17 protein-coding genes and 1 pseudogene are annotated in these 19,755 nt (G+C 70.0%); 7 read left to right on the plus strand and 11 right to left on the minus strand.

The features are described from left to right. Window positions 1-23 precede the first annotated feature (23 nt). From PKD89_RS10025 to PKD89_RS10035, 3 genes are all read right to left on the minus strand, one after another. Window positions 24-242: a hypothetical protein gene (locus PKD89_RS10025; RefSeq protein ID WP_324332421.1), complete on the minus strand. Its 219-nt coding sequence runs from the start codon at window positions 240-242 to the stop codon at window positions 24-26. Continuing rightward, window positions 239-937, minus strand: a complete 699-nt coding sequence (locus PKD89_RS10030; RefSeq protein WP_289011495.1) for a hypothetical protein — start codon at window positions 935-937, stop codon at window positions 239-241. Before PKD89_RS10030 ends, PKD89_RS10025 begins: the two co-directional genes overlap by 4 nt. A gap of 133 nt (window positions 938-1,070) precedes the next feature. After that, a complete protein-coding gene (locus PKD89_RS10035; RefSeq protein ID WP_289011496.1) occupies window positions 1,071-2,312 on the minus strand; it encodes an amidohydrolase family protein in 1,242 nt (413 codons plus the stop codon). A gap of 86 nt (window positions 2,313-2,398) precedes the next feature. Between PKD89_RS10035 and PKD89_RS10040 the strand changes: the two genes are divergently transcribed. Continuing rightward, window positions 2,399-2,686, plus strand: a complete 288-nt coding sequence (locus PKD89_RS10040; RefSeq protein WP_287374577.1) for an encapsulin-associated ferritin-like protein — start codon at window positions 2,399-2,401, stop codon at window positions 2,684-2,686. A gap of 89 nt (window positions 2,687-2,775) precedes the next feature. Beyond that, window positions 2,776-4,695, plus strand: coding sequence for an acyclic terpene utilization AtuA family protein (locus PKD89_RS10045; RefSeq protein ID WP_289011497.1), 1,920 nt, complete (start codon window positions 2,776-2,778; stop codon window positions 4,693-4,695). Between the two features lie 184 nt (window positions 4,696-4,879). Here the strand turns inward: PKD89_RS10045 and PKD89_RS10050 are convergent, their stop codons facing one another. Then, entirely contained in the window at window positions 4,880-5,599 is a 720-nt protein-coding gene (locus tag PKD89_RS10050) for an EthD domain-containing protein (RefSeq protein ID WP_289011498.1), read from the minus strand. A gap of 213 nt (window positions 5,600-5,812) precedes the next feature. On the opposite strand from PKD89_RS10050, the gene PKD89_RS10055 reads away from it, so the two are divergent. Continuing rightward, window positions 5,813-6,013, plus strand: coding sequence for a cold-shock protein (locus PKD89_RS10055; RefSeq protein ID WP_012226668.1), 201 nt, complete (start codon window positions 5,813-5,815; stop codon window positions 6,011-6,013). A gap of 155 nt (window positions 6,014-6,168) precedes the next feature. Here the strand turns inward: PKD89_RS10055 and PKD89_RS10060 are convergent, their stop codons facing one another. The 3 genes from PKD89_RS10060 to PKD89_RS10070 all read right to left on the minus strand — a co-directional run bounded on the left by PKD89_RS10060 (window position 6,169) and on the right by PKD89_RS10070 (window position 10,340). Beyond that, window positions 6,169-7,248, minus strand: a complete 1,080-nt coding sequence (locus tag PKD89_RS10060; protein WP_289011500.1) for an SAM-dependent methyltransferase — start codon at window positions 7,246-7,248, stop codon at window positions 6,169-6,171. 83 nt (window positions 7,249-7,331) lie between these two features. Then, window positions 7,332-7,931 (minus strand): TetR family transcriptional regulator, encoded by a 600-nt coding sequence (locus tag PKD89_RS10065; protein WP_289011501.1) that lies wholly within the window; start codon window positions 7,929-7,931, stop codon window positions 7,332-7,334. A gap of 42 nt (window positions 7,932-7,973) precedes the next feature. Beyond that, a complete protein-coding gene (locus PKD89_RS10070) occupies window positions 7,974-10,340 on the minus strand; it encodes an arylsulfatase (protein ID WP_289011502.1) in 2,367 nt (788 codons plus the stop codon). 279 nt (window positions 10,341-10,619) lie between these two features. Between PKD89_RS10070 and PKD89_RS10075 the strand changes: the two genes are divergently transcribed. Together PKD89_RS10075 and PKD89_RS10080 are read left to right on the plus strand one after the other, a co-directional pair. Then, window positions 10,620-11,567, plus strand: coding sequence for a patatin-like phospholipase family protein (locus PKD89_RS10075; RefSeq protein WP_289011503.1), 948 nt, complete (start codon window positions 10,620-10,622; stop codon window positions 11,565-11,567). A gap of 393 nt (window positions 11,568-11,960) precedes the next feature. Continuing rightward, window positions 11,961-14,312, plus strand: a complete 2,352-nt coding sequence (locus PKD89_RS10080; protein ID WP_289011504.1) for a RecQ family ATP-dependent DNA helicase — start codon at window positions 11,961-11,963, stop codon at window positions 14,310-14,312. Window positions 14,313-14,513: 201 nt separating this feature from the next. Here the strand turns inward: PKD89_RS10080 and PKD89_RS10085 are convergent, their stop codons facing one another. Together PKD89_RS10085 and PKD89_RS10090 are read right to left on the minus strand one after the other, a co-directional pair. Further along, window positions 14,514-15,467, minus strand: coding sequence for an oxidoreductase (locus PKD89_RS10085; RefSeq protein WP_289010066.1), 954 nt, complete (start codon window positions 15,465-15,467; stop codon window positions 14,514-14,516). Next, window positions 15,464-16,051: an HD domain-containing protein gene (locus PKD89_RS10090; protein WP_289010067.1), complete on the minus strand. Its 588-nt coding sequence runs from the start codon at window positions 16,049-16,051 to the stop codon at window positions 15,464-15,466. The genes PKD89_RS10085 and PKD89_RS10090 overlap by 4 nt, the downstream gene beginning before the upstream one ends. A 140-nt stretch (window positions 16,052-16,191) precedes the next feature. Here PKD89_RS10090 and PKD89_RS10095 point away from each other — a divergent pair, with 140 nt between their 5' ends. Next, the gene (locus PKD89_RS10095; protein WP_289010068.1) at window positions 16,192-16,785 is read left to right on the plus strand and encodes an HdeD family acid-resistance protein; all 594 of its coding nucleotides are present in this window, start codon (window positions 16,192-16,194) and stop codon (window positions 16,783-16,785) included. A gap of 96 nt (window positions 16,786-16,881) precedes the next feature. On the opposite strand, the pseudogene PKD89_RS19950 reads toward PKD89_RS10095, so the two are convergent. Beyond that, window positions 16,882-17,466, minus strand: a pseudogene (locus PKD89_RS19950) (phosphatase PAP2 family protein); the annotation flags it as partial. Continuing rightward, window positions 17,450-18,862, minus strand: a complete 1,413-nt coding sequence (locus PKD89_RS10105; protein WP_289010070.1) for a diacylglycerol/lipid kinase family protein — start codon at window positions 18,860-18,862, stop codon at window positions 17,450-17,452. The gene PKD89_RS10105 and the pseudogene PKD89_RS19950, both read right to left, overlap by 17 nt. Window positions 18,863-18,975: 113 nt before the next feature. Here PKD89_RS10105 and PKD89_RS10110 point away from each other — a divergent pair, with 113 nt between their 5' ends. After that, window positions 18,976-19,752: an MOSC domain-containing protein gene (locus PKD89_RS10110; RefSeq protein ID WP_289010071.1), complete on the plus strand. Its 777-nt coding sequence runs from the start codon at window positions 18,976-18,978 to the stop codon at window positions 19,750-19,752. The last annotated feature ends 3 nt before the right edge of the window (window positions 19,753-19,755 follow it).

The following is a 19,755-nucleotide window of genomic DNA, read 5'->3' on the forward strand; positions in this document are numbered from 1 at the left end:
GGCGGGCCCGCCCGGGCCCAAAGCTAGGTGCGGAGCGAAGCGCCGCCCGCCTCGACGGGACCCGCCGAGGTGACCAGCTTGGGCAGGCGCACCGCCGACGGGTTGGGCAGCTCGGCCAGCGACGGCTTCCACTCCCGTTCGGGATGTCGAGCAGCGTCGACGCGAGCCAGCACGGCGACGGCGAGGAAGCACGCCAGGGTCACCACGCCGACGACCTTTCCGGGCGCCCAGGGCCACCTCACGAGGGCAGCTCCAGCTCGATGCGGGCGAAGCGAACTCCGGCCCGCTCGGAGCCAATCGAGAAGCCGGTGGTCGTCGGCGACTCGAGGTGATCGACCGATGCCACCCGCCGCCGGTCCTCGAGGTTTGCTCCGGTCAGGTCGACCGAAACCGAACCCGACGTTCGGGTCAGCAGCACCGAGGGACCGGCCCCAGAGGTTGCCGAAAGAGCCCCGCTGGCGATCACCGACTCGCGGCCGTCGACCGCATGAACGAACTCGTATCCCTCGGCGGTGAGGCGAAACACCCAGGATTCGCCCTCGTCCCAGCGCAGGTCGACCCGGCCGCCCTCGGCGTCCTCCTCCCAGATGACACCGAGGCGGTAGCTGCGGGGCAGCTCCCGTTTCGAAACAAGTCGGGCCGGTGCCTCGTCGGCCACTAGGGCGGTGCCGCTCAGCGACCAGCTGCCCCGCTCGGTCGCCCATTGGAAGGCGCCGCCCGGATTGAGCACCCCGGGGGCGCGAAAGCTGTCGGCGATCAGCCTCGGGCCCCCATCGATCACACCGGGCGTTGTGGCTGCGCCGGTGGAGTTCGTCACGACGATGACGCCGAGCGCCAACAACGCAACCGCACCGAGCGCCAACGCCGGCAGCGCCCGCCGATCGACGAGGCGTCCGGCGACGGGCGCGCCGCGGCGCCCCCACCGGCCTACCCGCACGCGCCCAGCCCGCTCACCCACACGTCAACTCGCCCACTGGATGTTCAGCACGGTCACCGGGCGTTCAGCTCGGCCACTGGCGGATGAACTCGGTCACTGATCGTTCGATTCGGTCACGGAGTGTTCAGCTCGGTCACGGAGTGTTCAGTTCGGTCACATTGTCGAGCAGCACCTTGCGGCGGGTGACCTCGTCGAGGTGGGCAACGTCGGCCAGGTAGTCCAGCGGCCGGGGCAGCGCCTCGATGTGGGGCCAGTCCGAACCGAAGATCACCCGGTCGGCACCCATCAGCTCGATCACATCGTCGACGTCGTCCTCCCAGAACGGGTTGATCCAGATGTGGCGACGGAACGTCTCCACCGGGTCCTCGGCCCACCACCCCTCCATCTTCCTGGCGGTGATCCGAAGCTTGTCGAACAGACCTCCGAGAAACTTCGAGCCGTTCTCGACGGAGGCGATGCGCAGGTTGGGGTGGCGCACGAACAGGTGGTCGCACACCAGCGACGACAGGAAGTCCTCGATCGGACGCTCGAGCTGCAGCATGCGGATCGGCTGGGGCACTCCTGCGAAGTCGGTCGTAAACCCGTCGTTGGCGTAGCCGTGCGACGTGTACCCGGCGTCGCCGGCGTGGACGACGCAGGTGACGTGCGCCTCGGCCACCCGGGCCCAGAAGCGATCGTTGGATGGATGCCCGGGGGCCACCTGGCCCGATGCCGTCGTCGGTGCGGCCGCCCGCATCACGATGCTGCGGGCGCCCTGGGCCAGCGCCCAATCCAGCTCCTCGCACGCCCAGTCGACGTCGGCGAGGGTGAGGTAGGGCGCCGAGAAGATCCGGTCCTCGCGGGCGAAACCCCAGTCCTCCACCAGCCACCGGTTGAAGGCCCGAAACATGATCGTGACCGCCTCGGGGTCGTGCTTCAGCGCCTCCTCGTAGAGCATGCCCAGCGTGGGAAACATCCACACCGCCGCCAGCCCATGGGCGTCCATCGTCGCCAGCCGGGCGTCGCTGTTGCGGTACTCGGCCCGGATCGGCTCGTGGTCGCGCAGCAGGGCCACCGGGTCGTCGTCGTTGGGATTACCCCGGAAGTAGTCGGCGAGCACGCCCGGCTTGGACACCGGGTCGAACGTGGCGTTGCTCACGCCGCGAAACACCTGACCGCCGATCACCGGGTACTGGCGACCGTCGATCGTCGCCCACTGAAACACCCGGGACCCCAGCCGGGGGTCGAGATGGCGGGTGAACGCGTCGATCGCCTCGTAGTAGTGGTTATCGGCATCGAAGGGGCGGTAACCCAGATCCGCACCGCGGTCGTCGGACGGTTCGACCGCGTGGGGTCGTGAGGCGCCGGTCTTCCGGTCGGTGATCGTTTCGGACACGGCAACCTCGTCGCGTGGTGACCGCCCGACGGTGGCACCGGCGGACGGGTTCGAGAACTTGTCGGGGCGAGGTTACCGTTGGAACCATGAGCAGCGAGAGCTACCACGAGCCGTACGAGGAACTCACCGCCGAGACCCGGGACATGCACCGGGCGATCGAGTCGTTGATGGAAGAGCTCGAGGCGGTCGACTGGTACAACCAGCGGATCCAGGTGACCACCGACGACGAGCTCAAGGGCCTGCTCGTCCACAACCGCGACGAGGAGAAAGAGCACGCCGCCATGGTGCTCGAGTGGATCCGCCGCCGCGACCCGATCTTCGACGAGCAACTGAAGAAGTACCTGTTCAGCGACACGAGCCTTCAGAAGGACTGAACGGGCGCCACCGGGTGTGGATGGCCCGGCGACCGGCGCCGGAGCGAACGGGTAGGCCGACCACCGGGCACATCTGAGATGATCGGGTGATGACCGCATCGCCAGGCCAGACCGTTCGTACGCCCTCGGGGCCAATTCGTATTGCCAACTGCTCCGGCTTCTACGGCGACCGCCTCGACGGCGCCCGGGAGATGGTCGAGGGCGGGCCGATCGATGTACTCACCGGCGACTGGCTGGCCGAGCTGACGATGTACGTGCTCAGCCGCACCAGGCAACGACGCGCCGACGGCGGCTACGCCCGCACGTTCGTCTACCAGATGAGCCAGGTGCTCACCACCTGCCTGGACCGTGGCATCAAGGTGGTGTCCAACGCCGGCGGACTCGACCCCCACGGCTGCGCCGAAGCGGTGCGAGAGGTGGCCCGGGCCGCGGGCCGTGAGGTGTCGGTGGCCGTCGTCGACGGCGACGACCTGATCGACCGCCTGGAGGTGCTGACCGCCGCCGGGCATTCGCTGTCCAACATCGACACCGGCGAACCCCTGGGCGACGTGGTCGACCGCGTCGTCACCGCCAACGCCTACCTGGGTTGCTGGGGCATCGTCGAGGCCCTCGAGGCCGGCGCCGACGTCGTCGTGACCGGTCGGGTGACCGACGCCGCCGTCGTCATGGGCCCCGCCGCCTGGCACCACGGATGGGCCCGCGACGACTGGGACGCCCTGGCCGGTGCGGTCGCCGCCGGACACGTCATCGAATGCGGCGCCCAGGCCACCGGCGGCAACTACAGCTTCTTCGGTGAGCTGCCCGGCCTGGCCGAGGGCCGCCTGCCCGGCTTCCCCTGGGCCGAGATCGCAGCCGACGGCTCGTCGGTGATCTCCAAGCACGACGGCACCGCCGGTGGCGTCACCGTCGGCACGGTCACCAGCCAGCTGCTGTACGAGATCGGCGAACCCACCTACGCCAACCCCGACGTGATGAGCCGCTTCGACACGACGACCGTCACCGAGGAGGGCCCCGATCGGGTGCGCATCTCGGGCACGGTCGGGCTGCCCGCACCGGCGACGACCAAGGTGGCGATCAACTATGCGGGCGGCTGGCGTAACTCGATGGCGGTCGGCCTGTGCGGCCTGGACATCGAGGCCAAGGCCGAGGTGGTGACCAACCAGCTGTGGGCCACCGTCGCCGGCGGACGGGACGCCTTCGACGAGACCGAAACCCGGCTGGTGCGAACCGACTCGCCCGACGCCACCGGCAACGAGGCCGCCACCGCCTGGCTGCGCGTGACCGTGTGGGACGACGACGAAAAGCGGGCGGGGCGGGCGTTCTCCGGAGCGGCCACCGAGCTGGCGTTGTCCTCGATCCCCGGCTTTTACGCCTCCACCCCGCCGGGTTCGGCCTCCGCCTACGGCGTCTACTGGCCGGCGCTGATCCCCGCCTCGCTCATCACCCAGCGGGTGACGCTGGGCGACCGCACCTGGGACGTGCCCATGCCCGGTGCCGTCGACCCCGAGGACCAGGCGGCGCTCGATCAGCACACCGATGCGAGTGACCTCGACGCGATGGACGCCCACGCTTCCGTCGGTCCGAGCGGCATCACCGTCGATCACGTCGCCGATCTCACCGACGATCTCACCGGCGACGATCCGGCGGATCCGGCCCTCCCCAACCTGCCCAACCTGCCCGACGGCCTGGCGTCGCTGATCGGCGCCCGCTCCGGCGACAAGGGCGGGTCGGCCAACGTCGGGGTCTTCGCCCGCAGCGACGAGGCCTGGCAGTGGCTGCAGGCCTGGCTGACCACCGACCGGCTGCGCCAGCTCGCCCCGGCCGAGACCGACGGCCTGATCGTGCACCGCTACCGCCTCGACAACCTGCGGGCGCTCAACTTCGTCATCGTCGGGCTGCTCGGCCGGGGGGTCGCCCAAAATTCCCGCCAGGACACCCAGGCCAAGTCGCTGGGCGAGTTCATCCGTGCCCGCATCGTCCACGAGGCCACCACCGCCTCCGCTGGGTAAGCACCAGCACCAACACCGATCGTTGCGAGCCGGCTCGATCCCGTCAGCTGGGCACCGTCCGGTGCACCCGACGGCAGGACATCATCGAGTTCAGCGACGAACCCGACGGTTGTCGGTGTCGAAGCGGGACGTCGAGTTCAGCGAGGAACCCGACGGTCGTCGGCGTCGAAGCGATTCGTCGAGTTCAGCGAGGAACCCGACGGTCGTCGATGTCGAACCGGTACTCGGAATAGAAGCGGGCGTCGACGCGGGACAGGTCGATCAGCTCGCCGACCGCCTCGAACAGGCGGGCCTGGTTGGCGGCCAGCCGCTCGGGGTCGCCGACGGCGTCGTAGAACACCTCCGGATCGGTCAGCGCCGCCAGGGGAAAGGTCTCCTCGACGATCGCCCGCCAGTCGGGGGCGTCATCGGTGAGCGGGCGAACCACCTCGTTGCGGACGTAGGCCATGGTGTCCTGGCACTCGATGGCCGCCGCGCAGAACTCGCCCTGCCAACGGGCGACGAACTCGGCGTGGGTCAGGTCGTCGCGAGCGGCGATGCAGGTGATCTGGCTGGCGCCCGCGCTGCGGTCGCCGGGCCGGGCCGGGCCGGGGGCGACGATCGGTCGGGACTCGCATACCAGGTAGCCGTGCATCGTGGCGAAGGCCTCGGCCAGCAGCGCCTCGGCCCAGGCGCGATCGGCCGACACCTCCAACCAGAACGACACGACGGCGTCCTTGGGGCTCCCCTCCGAGGAAAAGGCAAACACACCCTCTCCGCCGACCGCACCGTCGGCGACCGCCACCTGCACGGCGACGGCGCCGCCGGCGCTCAACGCAGGCGCCAGCTCGCCGAGCAGCCGGGCGCGCAGCGCATCCCCGTCGCCTCCACTGGCGTCCCAGCCCAGGTAGACCAGCTTCTCCATGAGTTCTCCGATCGTTCCGCGCGCACCGGCGGGATCGTGCGCCGGCGACGAGCCACATCGTGCCATGTCGAGATGCGCCAGATGTGACACACGACCGCGCGTCAGGCGGGTATGGTGAATCTCGGCGTCGTTCAGATGTCCACAACGGCCGCTCGCATCATCCAGTACCCGCCCTCTGAGCGGACGGTTCAACGCAACAAGAAAGGCAAACGAATGCCCCAAGGCACCGTCAAGTTCTTCAACGCCGACAAGGGATATGGCTTCATCTCCCGCGAAGACGGCGAAGACGTGTTCGTCCACTACTCCAACATCGACGTCGCGGGCTACAAGTCCCTCGAAGAGGGTCAGGTCGTCGACTTCGAGATCGGCCCCGGCCGCAAGGGCCCCGAGGCCCTCAACGTTCGGCCCGTCTGAGTGCGTTGACGGCCCTTCGGGCGGGGTGAGCTCCAGCGGAGCCTCGCACCACCACGAGACACGACCCCCGGCGCCGATCAGTGGCCGGGGGTCGTTCGCGTCCGCTCGGCCCTAACGCCACAGCGCCCCGTCGATCGCCGGCCAGTCGGCCGAACTCAGCCCGGAGCGGGCTCGGGCCGACCGAGGTCACGGGGCGCAAACAGGTAATGCGACACCCAAAATTCCGAGCCACCCCGGAAAGCGAACAGTTCCTCGCAGGCCAGGTGGAACAGCCACCAGCGCCAGTACCAGCGCTCGGCCTCGTCCGCGGAGGAGGATCCGCCGTAGGCCTCCGGCGCCGAGAACATCTCGATGATCTCGGAGCGTTTGGCCTCGTGGGTCTCCCGCCATGCGGCCAGCGTCTTGGCGTAGTGGGTGCCGTCGAGGCGCCAGTGATCGAGCGCCACCAGGTGGCGCTGCTCGTGCAACAAAAGGTCATCGGCCGGCATCACCCCACCCGAGAAGAAGAACCGGCCCATCCAATCCTGTTCGGACGTGGCCTCGAAGGGCCACGATCCGCTGCGGTTGGTGAAGATGTGGACGAACGCCAGGCCGTCCGGCGCCAACCAACGGGCGATGCGTTCCATCAGCGCCCGATGATTGTTGACGTGTTCGAACATCTCGACCGACACCACCCGGTCGAAGCGCCCGTCGGGTTCGAAGTCGGCCACGTCGGCGGTGTGCACGGTGACGTTGCCGAGCCTCAGGCGCTGTGCCTCGACGAGGATGTGGTCCCGCTGGGTGGCCGAGTTGGACACGGCCACGATCTCGGCGTGGGGGTAGCGCTCGGCCATCCACAAGGTGAGCGAACCCCACCCGCAGCCCAGCTCGAGGATCCGCTGGCCGTCGGCCAGCTGCGCCCGCTCGCAGGTGAGCGCCAGCATCGCCTCCTCGGCACCGGCCAACGACTCGACGCCGTCGGGCCAGTAAGCCGAGGAGTACTTCAGCCGGGGGCCGAGCACGGCCCGGAAGTACTCGGTGGGCACCTCATAGTGCTGCTCGTTGGCCTCCGCAGTGTGGGTGGTGATCGGGCCCTCGGCTCGCTCGGCGATCAACGCCCGCTGTCGCTGGGAGAACTCCTCGATCGTGCCCTCGTTCAGCATGGCCACCCGGCGGGCGATGCGGGCCCGGATGCCCAGCCGCACCGCCTGGGCGGGCAACCGCCCGGTTTCGGCTCGGTCGATCAGCTGCTTCATCATGGTGTTCGTTCGTCGCCCAACGCCGTTCTGGATGACGGCCCACCTGCGGGCGTTGCGTTTCGCTGGATGCTGTGGTGCGGTCAGCTGGTCGGGCCGGGCAGCGCCGCAAACCCGGCGCGCACCAGTTCGGCCAGATCGATCCGATCGGGATCCTCCAACCAGCGGTCGGTGGCGGTGCGGGTGACCGCCATGCCCACCGCGGCGTACAGGGCCGGGCGCATGTCGTCGGCGGGATCGACGCCCAGGCGGTCGGCGAGGGCATCGGTCAGCATCGCCTGAAACGCCGGCGAGATCGTCACCTGCTGGTAGCGCCCCACGTTGGGTGAGGTCGCCACCAGGCGGGCCCGTTCAATGCGCACTGCCCGCTGGCGTTTGTAATACCCGGCCAGGCTGATCAGCGCACCGAGCATGGCGGCCATCGGCGATTCGTCGGCCGGACGTTCCCGCATGCGCCGGGCCAGCTCGTCAAACTCGTCGCGCCAGGCGCCGAAGAGCACCGCCTCCTTGGAATCGAAGTAGCGAAAGAAGGTGCGTTGCGAGACGTCGGCGGCAGCGGCGATGTCGTCGACGGTCGTGTCGTCGTAGCCGTTGCGGGCGAACAGGTCCCAAGCGGCGTCGGTGATCGCCCGGTGGGTGGCCTGCTTCTTCTCTTCTCGTTTTGAGGTGGACACTTCGGCCATGGGTCGATGGTAGGACAGCACGCTTGTACGCCCGCAGTTGGGCTACTCGAACTTGGACCCCATCTGGCGCAGCACCTCGATCAGCGAGTTGGGCGAGTCGGCGGGGGCAGGGCCCGGCCGGTAGTCGACACCGTCGATCCTGCCGGTGAACGGGTAGGCGCCGTGAGCCTCGTAGAGCCCCCAGTGCACCGGCGAACGCCGGTCGAGGCCCACGTCGATGCCTTCGAAGGGCGCCATCGGGAACAGGCAGGTCCACCCCTGGGCCGAGCCGACCTCGACGCCGTCGAGCGCCACGGTGGTGTTCCACACGTTGCCCCCGGGCGCATCGAAGTCGGCGACGATCGTGTGCTCGCCCGCCGCCGGCCGTGGCCCGTCGATCGTGGCCAGCGTGCCGCGACCGTCGTTGTAGCCCAGGTGCACCCCGGCGGCGTCCAGCCACATCACGTAGCCGCCGCCCTGGTCGCCGTGGGCCACGATGATGCCTTCGTCCTCTGGGTCGATCCGCATCCGAGCGGTGACGGTGAAGCTGCGGATCATCATCAGCTGCAACGAACGCCACCGCTCGAGCGTCGGTGTGCCCGGCAGCAGCGTGACCGGCCGCTCGTACACCTCGTTCCACGGGGGTCGTTGCAGGTATTTCAGCCCGCTGCCCTCGTCGAGGGGGTACACCTGGTTGTCCCGGGCCGCCGCATCCCAGGCCTCCGACAGCTCGGCGACCAGGTCGGGGTGCGCGCCGGCCAGGTTGCGGGACTCGGTCGGGTCGCTCGTCAGGTCGTACAGCTCCCACTCCTCGTCGGAAAACTCGGTGAGCGGGTAGTGCAGCGTGACCACCTCCCAGCCGTCGCGGTAGTACCCCCGGTGGCCGAGCATCTCGTAGTACTGCTCGGTGCGCAACGAGGGTGCTGCCGCATCGGCGAGCACCGGCGCAAAGCTCAGCCCCTGCATCGGCAGCAACCGCCGCCCGTTGCGGTGATCGGGCGCCTTCACCCCGGTCAGCTCCAGCAGCGTCGGCAACAGGTCGATGACGTGCACGTACTGGTCGCGCCACTCCCCCGGCCCGGCCGCATCTGCCGCCACGCCCCGCCCGGCAGTGCTCCCCGCCACCACCGGCCCAGCAGTGTCACCCGCCACGCCCGGCCCGGCCATGATCATCGGCACCTGGTGGCCGCCGGCATGGGTGTTGATCTTGTACAGGCGAAAGGGCGTGTTGCCGCACGCCGCCCAGCCGCGCGGGTAGTGCGGCATCGACCTCGGGCCGCCGATCTCGTCGATGCGGGCCAGGTCGGCGGCGGTGTCGGTCGCCCCGAGCAGGTGCACGAAGTACGCCGTCGTCCCCTCGGCCTCGCCCTCTCGTGAGGCGCCGTTGTCCGAGGTGAACACGATGATCGTGTTATCGAGCTCCCCCATCTCGTCCAACGCGGTGCGCAGGCGACCGAAGCTGTCATCGATCGAGGTGACCATGGCGGCGTACACCTCCATGTAGCGGGCAAACAGCGCCTGCTCGTCGGAGCTCAACGAATCCCACGGCGCCACCTCCTGGCCCGGTTCGGCGTTGCGTGGCGGCAGCTCGATCGACTCGTCGACCAACCCGAGCGCCTTCATCCGGGCGAACCGCTCCTCCCGCAGCACATCCCAACCGGCGTCGTAGCGGCCCCGCTGGGCCTCGATGTCGGCCGCCTTGGCGTGCAGGGGCGCGTGCACCGAGCCGTGGCTGAAGTACATGAAGAACGGCTTGGCCGGGTTGGACGCCTTCGATCCCCGCACCATCTCAATCGCCCAGTCGGTGATGTCGTCGGTGAAGTAGTAGCCGTCCGGGTAGCTGTCGACGCTCACCGGGGAGTTGCCGTCGATCAGGCGATGAGGCTGGTGCAGGTTGGTGAAACCATCGAGGATCCCGTAGAAGCGATCGAACCCGCGCTGGGTCGGCCAGGAGTCGAACGGCCCGGCGTCGGAGCAGTGGCTGTCCTTGGTCAGGTGCCACTTGCCCACCATGGCGGTGAAGTATCCCGCGTCGGAGAAGACTTCGGCGGCCGTGGCCACGTCGTTGGCCAGCTCCATGGCGTAGCCGGGAAACCCGGAATCGGAGTGGGCCACGTGACCGACCCCGGCCAGGTGCGAGTTGACGCCGGTGAGCAGCGCCGCCCTGGTCGGCGAGCACATCGGGGTGGCGTGGTAGTTGGAGAACCGCAGCGCGCCGGTGGCCAGCGCATCCAGGTTGGGGGTGGCGATCTCCGAGCCGTAGCAACCCAGGTCGGAGTACCCCAGGTCGTCGGCCATGATCACGATCACGTTGGGGGCGCCCTCGGGCGCGGTGGCCTCGCCCGGCCACCAGGGGTCGGACCCGGCCACCGTTCGGCCCGCCCTCCCCTCGAAGTTGCGGTACGCACCGGCGGCGGTGTCCTCGCTCATCAGTCCCCTCCCTCGATTGGGTCCCTCCGGCTCAGCAGCTGAGCCCGAAGCCACCCGTTGGTTCGCGCTGTCGACCGGCCGGTGGAGACGGGCTCGCAAGCGGGTCCGGTCAAGCCGTTCGAGTCTGCCCGATCATGGCCGACGCATCGAGTTGACGCATACCTCGTATCCTGACCTCCTGGTTCGAGCGATCCGACGGCGCCAATCGAGCACGTCAACCCCGGCTGCTCTACCTACCGCCCGTGCCTCGTGCCCCTGCCCCCCCGACTGGTGTCGCCCATGATCGAACTTCCACCCCGTGTCACCGTCGTGCTCGGCTCGGGCGGTGCCGGTGGTTGGATGTTCCACCTCGGGGCGCTCCGGGCGCTTCGGGCGGAGGCCGACTTCAACCTCGTCGACGCCCAACGGGTGATCGCCACCTCGGCCGGGGCCGGCGTCGCAGCGGCGGTGCTCACCGGCACCAGCCTGGAGGACACCGGTGACATTCTGATGTCGCCCCCCTCCGGTGAAGAGCGCACCGAGTTCGTCGAGGCCAGGGAGGCCAACCGGGACCGCGGGTTGGAGCGGCTGATGCCGGTGGCGCCCCGCCTGGCGTCGCAAGTTCTTCGCAACCCCTTGCTGGCCGGTTCCGGCCTGTTACCCGCCGGCAGGATCCCCACCGTCGGGTTGTCCCGCGCTGCGTCGATCCACGCCAACCACCCTTGGCCGCCCTCGCTGTGGATCACCGCCACCCGTCTCGACGACGGCGCCCTCGTCGTGTTCGGTCGTGACGACCTCGAGGTTCCGCTCGCCCAAGCCGCCCAGGCCAGCCAGGCCATCCCCGGGGCGTTTGCGCCGGTCGAGATCGACGGCGAGCGTTACGTCGACGGCGGGTTGTTGTCGCCCAACCACGCCGAGCTGGCCCTGGAAACGCCGACCGACCTGGTGGTCCTGGTCAGCGTGCAGAGCCGTCCCGGACTGCGGGCCACCCGGATGCAGGCCCGCCGTCGCTTGGACACCGAGCTAACCCAGCTGCGGGAGGCGGGGCTGGCGACCGTGCTGATCGAGGTGGACGACGCAACCAACGCCCGCTTTCGCGGCTTCCCACGCGGCGACCAGACCAACGGCAACGTGATCCAACAGCACGCCGCCCGCCTCACCCGTGCCGCCCTGCGCAGCTGGGCCGACGGCGACCTGGATACCGGAGCTGACGGCGAATCGGACAGCAAAGCGGCCACCCCGGCCTGAGCCGGTCGGCTCCGCACCAAGCCTGAGCCCCGAGCCCAAGCCCAAGCCCGACACCAAGCACCGGCGACAAGGACCGAAACGCCGGGGAACGCCGAACTCTGCCGCTATCGCGTTGTATACGACGCGATAGCGGCAGAGTTCGCCCCTCGACCCTGGAGGTAGGGCCACAGGGGAGCAGAAGTGAGGGGTGTGGACGCTGAGGGACCGTCGCCGCGAAACCGGGCCCCGCCGACGAACATCGCCGAAACCGCGCATCGCCACCACGCGTCACCACCGGGCGTCGCCACCGGACGTCAGCACGCATCGCCGAAACCGCGCATCGCCACCACGCGTCACCACCGGGCGTCATCGACCGCCAGCCCGGCTGTCACCCGGCATCGGTACGGTGCTGAGGTGACCACGCTCACCGAACCGCCCCGCCCCTCCCCCGCCGAGGTCGCCGACGAGCTCACCGCCCACGTTCGGGCGCTCGCCGGGCCCGACGCCAACCCCCGCCCCGAGCAACTCGACGCGGTGACCGCAGTCGTCGCCGGGCGACAGCGCACCCTGCTGGTCGCCCGCACCGGCTTCGGCAAGTCGGCGGTGTACTTCTCGGCCACCCGCATGCTGCGCGACCGGGGCTGGGGGCCCACCGTCGTCATCTCCCCACTGCTCGCCCTGATGCGCGACCAGGTGGCCGCCGCCGAACGGCTCGGTCTGGCTGCGGTGACGATCAACTCCTCCAACGTCGACGCCTGGGACGACCTGGAGGCCCGGATCGCCGCCGACGAGGTCGATCTGTTGTTGATTGCCCCCGAGCGTCTGGCCAACCGCGGCTTCCGCCGCCGGGTGTTCGACTCGCTGCGGTCCCGCGCCTTCACCCTGGTGTGCGACGAGGCCCACTGCATCTCCGACTGGGGCCATGACTTCCGCCCCGACTACCGCCGCTTGGGCACGCTGCTCGCCGAGCTGCCGCCGTGGACCCCGGTGCTGGCGACCACCGCCACCGCCAACGCCCGGGTCACCGACGACGTCGCCGCCCAACTCGGCAACGACACCCTGGTGCTGCGCACGTCGCTCGACCGCGAGTCGCTGCGTTTGTCGGTGGTCGACCTGCCCGACGACGCCCATCGCCTGGCCTGGCTGAGCGAAGTGTTTGAGGAGCTGCCCGGCTCGGGGATCGTCTACTGCCTCACGGTCGACCAGGCCGAGACGACTGCCCGGTGGCTGCGCGAGGAGGGCCACGACGCCGCCGCCTACACCGGCTCGGTCGATCCCGACGAACGACTTCGGCTTGAGACGGCGCTGCGGGCCAACGAGCTCAAGGCGCTGGTGGCCACCTCTGCCCTCGGCATGGGCTTCGACAAGGGCGACCTGGCCTTCTGCGTCCACCTCGGCCTGCCACCGTCGCCGGTGGCCTACTACCAGCAGATCGGACGCGCCGGCCGGTCGCTCGAGGTCGCCGAGGTGATCGCGCTGCCCCGCCCGGTGGAGGACGCCGCCGTCTGGCGCTGGTTCGAATCGGTGTCCCTGCCCTCCGAGGAGGTGTGCCGCAGCGCTCTCGATCAGCTCGACTACGACGAGCCCACCTCGATCGCCTTGCTCGAGCACAGCGTCAACCTGGGACGCAACCGCCTGGGCACCCTGATGAACATCCTGGAGGTGGACGGGGCGGTCGAACGGGTGGGTGGCGGCTGGATCCGCACCCGGGCCGACTGGGCCTACAACCACGAGCTGGCGTCGACGCTGTCGCAGCTGCGCCGGACGGAGTCCTGCCACATGCTCGCCTGGGCCGACCTCGACACATGCCGGTTGCGCGACCTGCGTGAGGCGCTCGATGACCCGGAGGCGGACGACTGCGGCCGCTGCGACAACTGCACCGGCTCCACCTGGCAGCGCGACCCCGACCAAGCGGTCGTCCAGCGGGCCCAGACCTTGCTGCGCGGCGGCGACCTGATCCTGGCGCCCCGCAAGCAATGGCCCAGCGGCCTGGGCGAGCCAAGGGGCCACATCGCCGCCGAGCGCCAAGCGCGGCCTGGCCGGGCCTTGGCCCGGGTGGGCGACGGCGGCTGGGACCAGACGATCGGCGCGCTGGTCGCCCGGGCCGACGCCGACGCTCGCAGTCGGACCACGGGTAGCCACACGGCGGACGCGGGCACGGTGGATGGCGGCACGGCGGGCAGCGGCACGACGGACGCGAGCACGGCGGGCAGCAGCTCGGCGCGCGTCGGCGGAGCGGCACCGGCAACCGTGGGCGGCGGCACAACGGACAGCGGCACGGTGGCCCCGGCAACCGTGGCCGGGGAGGGCGCTGACGGACAGCCCCTGGTCCTCCCCGAGGACCTGCTGTGGGCGCTGGCCGGCATCTTGAAGCGCTGGGACTGGGGGCAGCGACCCACGTGGATCTGTCCGGTGCCCTCCCGACGTCGCCAGCCCCTGATCGACGCTGTCGCCGACGGGCTCGGCGCGCTCGGCAAGCTCCCAGTGCACCGAGCCTTGGTCGGCCGGACCGATGCGGCCGGTGACACAGATGGGGCCGCCAGAGGCTTCCAGGCCGATCAGGCCAACTCGGCCCACCAGGTGCTGAACGTGTGGGACCGCTTCACCGTCGACGCCGGGGCGCTGCCACCGGGCGACACCGCATCCGGGCCGGTGCTGTTGATCGACGACGAGGTCGACAGCCGCTGGACGGTCACCGTGGCCACCTGGCTGCTCACCGGGGCGGGGAGCGGGCCGGTGCTGCCCCTCGCCCTCCGCACCCGTTGACCTGGCGAACCCGTCAACCCGGCGCGCCCGTCAACCCGGCGCGCCCGTCAACCCGGCGCGCCCGTGAACTCGGCGCAGCAGTTAGACCCGGCGCCCCGGGAACCCGGCGCACCCTTCGCCCTCCGTATTCGTTGACCCGGAGCAGCCGTTGGACCTGCGCGCCTGCTCACCGGCGGGCACCCGACGACGGACCGGGTGCCGTCAGTCGTCCGGGATGGCCTTGACGAGCGCCGCAGCGACGTCGAGGGCCACGCCGGTCTCGCGTTCGGACACCTCCCACAGCGTCGCAATCGCCCGGTCAGTGCCGGGCGGGGTGATCACCGGACGTTTGAACGCCGGCCCATTGGACGAGAACAGCGGCGCGTACATGTCACCGCCGGACGCGCCCGGGTCGGTAGCTGCCCGTAGCTGCGGCCGAGCGCCCACGACCGCCGACATGCCGACCACGGCGGTGAGGGGCTGGGCGATCACGCCCAACAGGCCGCCGCCGCCCTCGGTGGCGGTGTGGGACTGAAGCCCGGTGTTGGACAGCCCCGGGTGGGCCAGCAGGCTGATCGCGTTCGCCCCCGCCCGCTCGAAGCGGCGTTGGAGCCCCAGGCCGAAGTGGTAGTTGGCCAGCTTCGCCTGGCCGTAGGCCTTCCACGGCGCGTAGGTGCCCCGCAGGTGGGGGTTGTCCGGGTCCACCGGTCGCCCCTGCAGGCGGGCGATGCTGGTGACGGTCACCACGCGGGCTGCAGGCGCCCGCAGCAGCGGCACGAGCAGATGCGATGTCAGCGCCCAATGGCCCAGGTGGTTGACGCCAAACTGCATCTCGAAGCCATCGCTGGTCGTCCGCTCGGGCATCGCCATCAGCCCGGCGTTGTTGACGAGCAGGTCGATGGTGGCGTGGCCCGCCAGCACGCTGTCGGCTGCGCGGCGTACCGAGGCCAGGTCGGCCAGATCGAGCTCGACGATCTCCAGGGAGGCCTTCGGGTACTCGGCGAGGATCTCACCCTCAGCCGCCGATGCCTTGGCCTGGTCGCGCGCCGCCATCACGACGTGCGCACCGGCGCCGGCCAGCGCCTTCGCCGTCTCCAGCCCGAGGCCACCGTTGGCGCCGGTGACGACGGCGACGCGTCCGCTCAGGTCGCCAATGTCGTCCTGGGTCCAGATCATGAGTGGTCGCCCCGCATGTAGATCGACCGCTTCGGGCGGGCGAAGAACCCCTCGAGCAGCGGCCGGAACTCCTCGAGCTCCATCGTCGGGTAGGCGGGATCGAAGGCGGCCTGGTCGAAGTCGGCGCAGAACTCGGCGCACAGGTCGTAGTGGGGATGGCCCTCAAAGCGGTCGCGCAGGTTGGGATCGAGGCCGAGGTAGTCGAAGAAGTAGTACCCCTGGAAGATGCCGTGCTGTTGCACCATCCAGTGAAGGTCGTCGTCGACGAAGGGCCACACGATCGCCGCGCCGATGTCGGGATGGTTGAAGCTGCCCAGCGTGTCGCCGATGTCGTGCAGCAGCGCACAGGCGATGTAGTCGTCGCTGCGGTTGGCCCGCATCGCCCGGGTGGCGGTCTGGGTGGAATGCACCAGTCGGTCGACAACGAACCCGCCGTAGTCACCGGCCAGCAGGCCCAGGTGGGTCATCACCCGGTCGGCGAGACGGGGATAGAACTCGAGTTGGGCGGCGACGATGCGGTCCCAGTCCTCCTGGGTGCCCTCGGTCATCGCATGAAACCCGGCGCTTGGTGACGTGGTGCTCATCGGTCCAGTCTGGTGCGCGCGACACGGTCCCGGCGCACAGAGGGTGCAGATGAGTACAGTCGCCCGTTCAACGCCGGGTGCACCAGGGCATCCGACCGGTCGCCTCGGAACCGCGTGCCACCCAACGATCAGGAGTGCCCATGAACGCCACGTCAACCCTCAGCCCCGATCGGCCGGGCAGTCCCGAACTGCAGAGCATCACCGCCGGCTGGTGGATCCCGGTGGTCGGCGGCGTGATCGCCATCGTCTTCGGGTTCCTCGTCCTGTCGTTCAACTACACGACCCTGTGGGCTGTCACGATCGCCGCCGGCATCGGGTTCATGCTCACCGGCCTGGCCGACCTGGCGACCGCCTTCGACTCGAAGGGCTCCACCCGCCTACTGGCCTTGGTCCTCGGGGTGCTCGGAGTCGGCGCCGGAATCATCGCCTTCGTCTGGCCGGCCGCCACCTTTGAGGTCATCGCCACGCTGGTCGCCTGGCTGCTGTTGCTGCGGGGCATCATTGGCATCGTCGGCGCCTTCGAATCCAAGAACGCCGGGATGGACCTGTGGTGGTTCCCCCTGATGCTCGCCCTGCTCGAGATCGCCGTGGCGATCTGGGCCGTCCGCTATCCGGGCCGGTCGGTCGTCCTGTTGGTGTTGTGGATCGGCATCGCAGCGATCTCCCGCGGCATCACGTTGATGCTGGCCGGCTTCACCGTGCGTGCGGTCGGCAAGGCGCTCCCCCGCGGCTAGCGGCGACGCTTCGGAGGGGAGCCGAGCCTCCCCCAGCGTGAGCGTCAGCCACAACGCGGCCAGCACCCAACCGGAGACAACATCGCCCGGGTGATGGACGCCCAGGGCCACCCGGCTGACGCCGATCGGGATCGCCACCGCCAGCGCGGCGCCCGTCGCGACGCCGACCCGCCGCCGTGGGGCGGCGCCATCGGCCGACGTTCTCGGGCCGCCTGCGAGCAGCCGGGCTGTGGCCACCAACACGATCATCGAGTTCATCGCATGACCGGAGGGAAAGCTGGACCCGCGGGCGAAGACCAGGGCGTCCAGTTCGGGACGGGCACGGGCGATCGTCACCTTGAGCGCCGTCTCCACCATGGCGCCCAGCCCACCGATCAGCACCAGGGTGATCGCAGCGCGCCGATCACCCCGTCCTTCCAGCCAGGCGGCGCCCGCAAGCACGACCGCAACCAGCACGACCGGCGAGCCGATCATGGTCAGCTTCGCCGCCACCTCGCCGACGGCCGGGTGCGACGCCACCCAGCGGCGCAGCTCCGCCGTCGTTCGGTCGTCGAATCGATCGACTGCACCTCGGGTGATGACGGCCGCCAGCGCCAGCCCTAGCGCGTACACGCCAGCCACTGCGGTCAGCCATTGCCGACCCGACACCGGCAACGGTCCGCGATCAGCGGGTCGGTGCATAGACCCGCAGCGAGCCGGGGCGCGTGGCCACCACGAAGTTGGATGGCCCCTCAAACACCTCGCCGTCGACGGCGAGCATCGGGTTCTGCTCCTCGGAGGCGATGTTGAGACGCTTCACCAGCCGGCGGCGGTAGACACGGCTTTTGCCGAGGGTTCCGGTGAGCAGCGCCAGCATCAGGCGCAGCCGCGCCGCCGGGGCCGAGCCGTCGACCAGCCGCAGGTCGATCAGGCCGTCGTCGAGGCGGGCCCGGGTGGCCGGCGCGAAACCGGGCGGGTCGTAGGCACAGTTGCCGAGAAAGATCATCCACACCCGGCGGGGCTTGCCGTCCATGACGATTTTCGTCGGGGTGGAGTGCCGGAGCACCTTCACCATCGCCACGAGCATGGCCGGCCATTTGCCGATGCGATCCTCCAGCTTCTCCCGGGCCACCACCAGCTCCGAGTAGCTGCCCAGGCTGGCGGTGTTGAGAAACGGACGGTCGGCGATCGTCGCTGTGTCCACCTCGACAACCGTGCCTTCGAGCACCGCGTCAACCGCCTCGGCGATGGTGTCGACCCCCAGGTCCCGTGCGAAGTGATTGAGGGTTCCGCCGGGAAACACCGCCAGCGCAACCCGATGGGCCAACGCCGCCTCGGTCGCCGCGTTGATGCTGCCGTCGCCACCGAGCACACCCAGCGCCTTGGCCGTCTCAGCCGCCCCGTTGAGCAGCTCCAACAGGTCGTCGCCATCCTCGAACCTGACGATGGTGGCCCCGGGCAGTCCCTGGCGAATCTCCTCGATCTGGCCCTCGGCCTCGTCGCCACCTCCGCCCGAACCCGGGTTGACGACGATGGCAAGCCCTTCACCCTCCGGCCCCAGTTGGCCCGCAAAACGCTCCGGCGCCGGGGGCGCCTCGGCCGGCGACGTGTCGATGCGGGGCCACCAGCGCAGCGTGGCGACCGCCGCAGCCGCTCCGACCGCTGCGCCGAGGGTGACCGAGCGCGCGCCCTGGCGATCCGGCAGGTCCCACGTGCCCGCCAGGCCAACCACCGAGGCGACGGCGGTCCACGGAGCCGATTCCAGCGCGGCAGCGGTGACGAAGGCGGCGGCGGACGCCGCTTCGGCGGAGGGTTGCCTCGAAGCGGCTGCGGCCAAGCGTCCACCGGGGAGCAGCGCCAGGGCCGAACGCGCCCCCATCGAGCGTGCGTCCCCGGCGCATTCGCCCCGGTGGGTCAGGACCGTGATGGCCCGGACCATGCCCCGTGAGCCGGCGACGGCGAGCAGCCCCCGCAGTGCGGCCCGCCGTCCCCGACGTCCGCCCGCAGCGCCAAACACGACCGCCGTTGCCAACCACGACCACCACCCGGCCTCGCGCAAACGGGTGACGACCGGGGTCAAAGGTTGCTGAGCGTCCATCTCGGGCACGGTACCCACCCGGGCCGCAGGGCACCCGTCCAAGTGATCGTTTCGCATCCGGGAGCGCTACCGCCGCATCCCCCTCGGCCCGCCCCATGTGATGAACTCGGACGATGACCGACGTCGTCGCCACCGTCACCTCCTGCTTTCGGGCCCCGGTCAAGTCGATGCAGGGCCTCGAGGTGGACTCCCTCGAGTTCACCGTCGATGCTGCGGTCGGTGACCGCACCTGGGGCCTCATCGATCGCGACTCCGGCAAGCTGATGACTGCCAAGCGGTACAGCCGCCTGCTCACTGCCAGCGCAGATGACAATACGATCACCCTCGACGACGGACGGCAGGTTGACATCGGCGCCCCGGATGCCTCCCGGGTGCTGTCGGACTGGCTGGGCCGACCGGTCGAGCTGTGCCGGGCCGGGGAGGTACCCGACACCGGCTACGAGATGACCTTCGATCCCCCCGACGACGACGCCGAATATTTTGAGATCCCCACCCCGCCGGGGACGTTCCTCGACCTGGCAGCCGTCCACCTGATCAGCTCGGCCACCCTGGCCGGCTGCGCCGAAGCCCGGCCCGACCTCAACTGGGACGTGCGGCGGTTCCGCCCCAACCTGGTCGTCGACGTCGCCGACCACATCGAGCCCTTTGGGGAACAGGCCTGGCTGAACCGCCGCCTGAGGGTGGGCACCGCGGTGTTGTCGGTCGGGTCACCAACCGTACGCTGTGCCATGCCGCTGCGGGCCCAACCCGATGGGTTGGCCCGTCAACCGGGGCTGTTCGCCGCCATGAACGAACTCAACCCCGACCATCCCAACCACCTCGGCCTGTACCTTCAGGTCGTCAACCCTGGCACGATCGCAGTAGGCGACCGAGTCCACCTGGAAGGCTGAGCC

This window comes from Candidatus Neomicrothrix sp. (assembly GCF_035329545.1).
Classification (GTDB): domain Bacteria; phylum Actinomycetota; class Acidimicrobiia; order Acidimicrobiales; family Microtrichaceae; genus Microthrix; species Microthrix subdominans.

Excerpts from the sequence above, each read along its gene's own strand:
- PKD89_RS10085 (WP_289010066.1), bottom strand. The coding sequence starts at position 15,467 with ATGATCTGGACCCAGGACGACATTGGCGACCTGAGCGGACGCGTCGCC.
- PKD89_RS10105 (WP_289010070.1), bottom strand. The coding sequence starts at position 18,862 with ATGGACGCTCAGCAACCTTTGACCCCGGTCGTCACCCGTTTGCGCGAG.
- PKD89_RS10045 (WP_289011497.1), top strand. The coding sequence starts at position 2,776 with ATGACCGCATCGCCAGGCCAGACCGTTCGTACGCCCTCGGGGCCAATT.
- PKD89_RS10110 (WP_289010071.1), top strand. The coding sequence starts at position 18,976 with ATGACCGACGTCGTCGCCACCGTCACCTCCTGCTTTCGGGCCCCGGTC.
- PKD89_RS10070 (WP_289011502.1), bottom strand. The coding sequence starts at position 10,340 with ATGAGCGAGGACACCGCCGCCGGTGCGTACCGCAACTTCGAGGGGAGG.
- PKD89_RS10060 (WP_289011500.1), bottom strand. The coding sequence starts at position 7,248 with ATGAAGCAGCTGATCGACCGAGCCGAAACCGGGCGGTTGCCCGCCCAG.
- PKD89_RS10065 (WP_289011501.1), bottom strand. The coding sequence starts at position 7,931 with ATGGCCGAAGTGTCCACCTCAAAACGAGAAGAGAAGAAGCAGGCCACC.
- PKD89_RS10095 (WP_289010068.1), top strand. The coding sequence starts at position 16,192 with ATGAACGCCACGTCAACCCTCAGCCCCGATCGGCCGGGCAGTCCCGAA.
- PKD89_RS10090 (WP_289010067.1), bottom strand. The coding sequence starts at position 16,051 with ATGAGCACCACGTCACCAAGCGCCGGGTTTCATGCGATGACCGAGGGC.
- PKD89_RS10055 (WP_012226668.1), top strand. The coding sequence starts at position 5,813 with ATGCCCCAAGGCACCGTCAAGTTCTTCAACGCCGACAAGGGATATGGC.
- PKD89_RS10050 (WP_289011498.1), bottom strand. The coding sequence starts at position 5,599 with ATGGAGAAGCTGGTCTACCTGGGCTGGGACGCCAGTGGAGGCGACGGG.
- PKD89_RS10075 (WP_289011503.1), top strand. The coding sequence starts at position 10,620 with ATGATCGAACTTCCACCCCGTGTCACCGTCGTGCTCGGCTCGGGCGGT.
- PKD89_RS10040 (WP_287374577.1), top strand. The coding sequence starts at position 2,399 with ATGAGCAGCGAGAGCTACCACGAGCCGTACGAGGAACTCACCGCCGAG.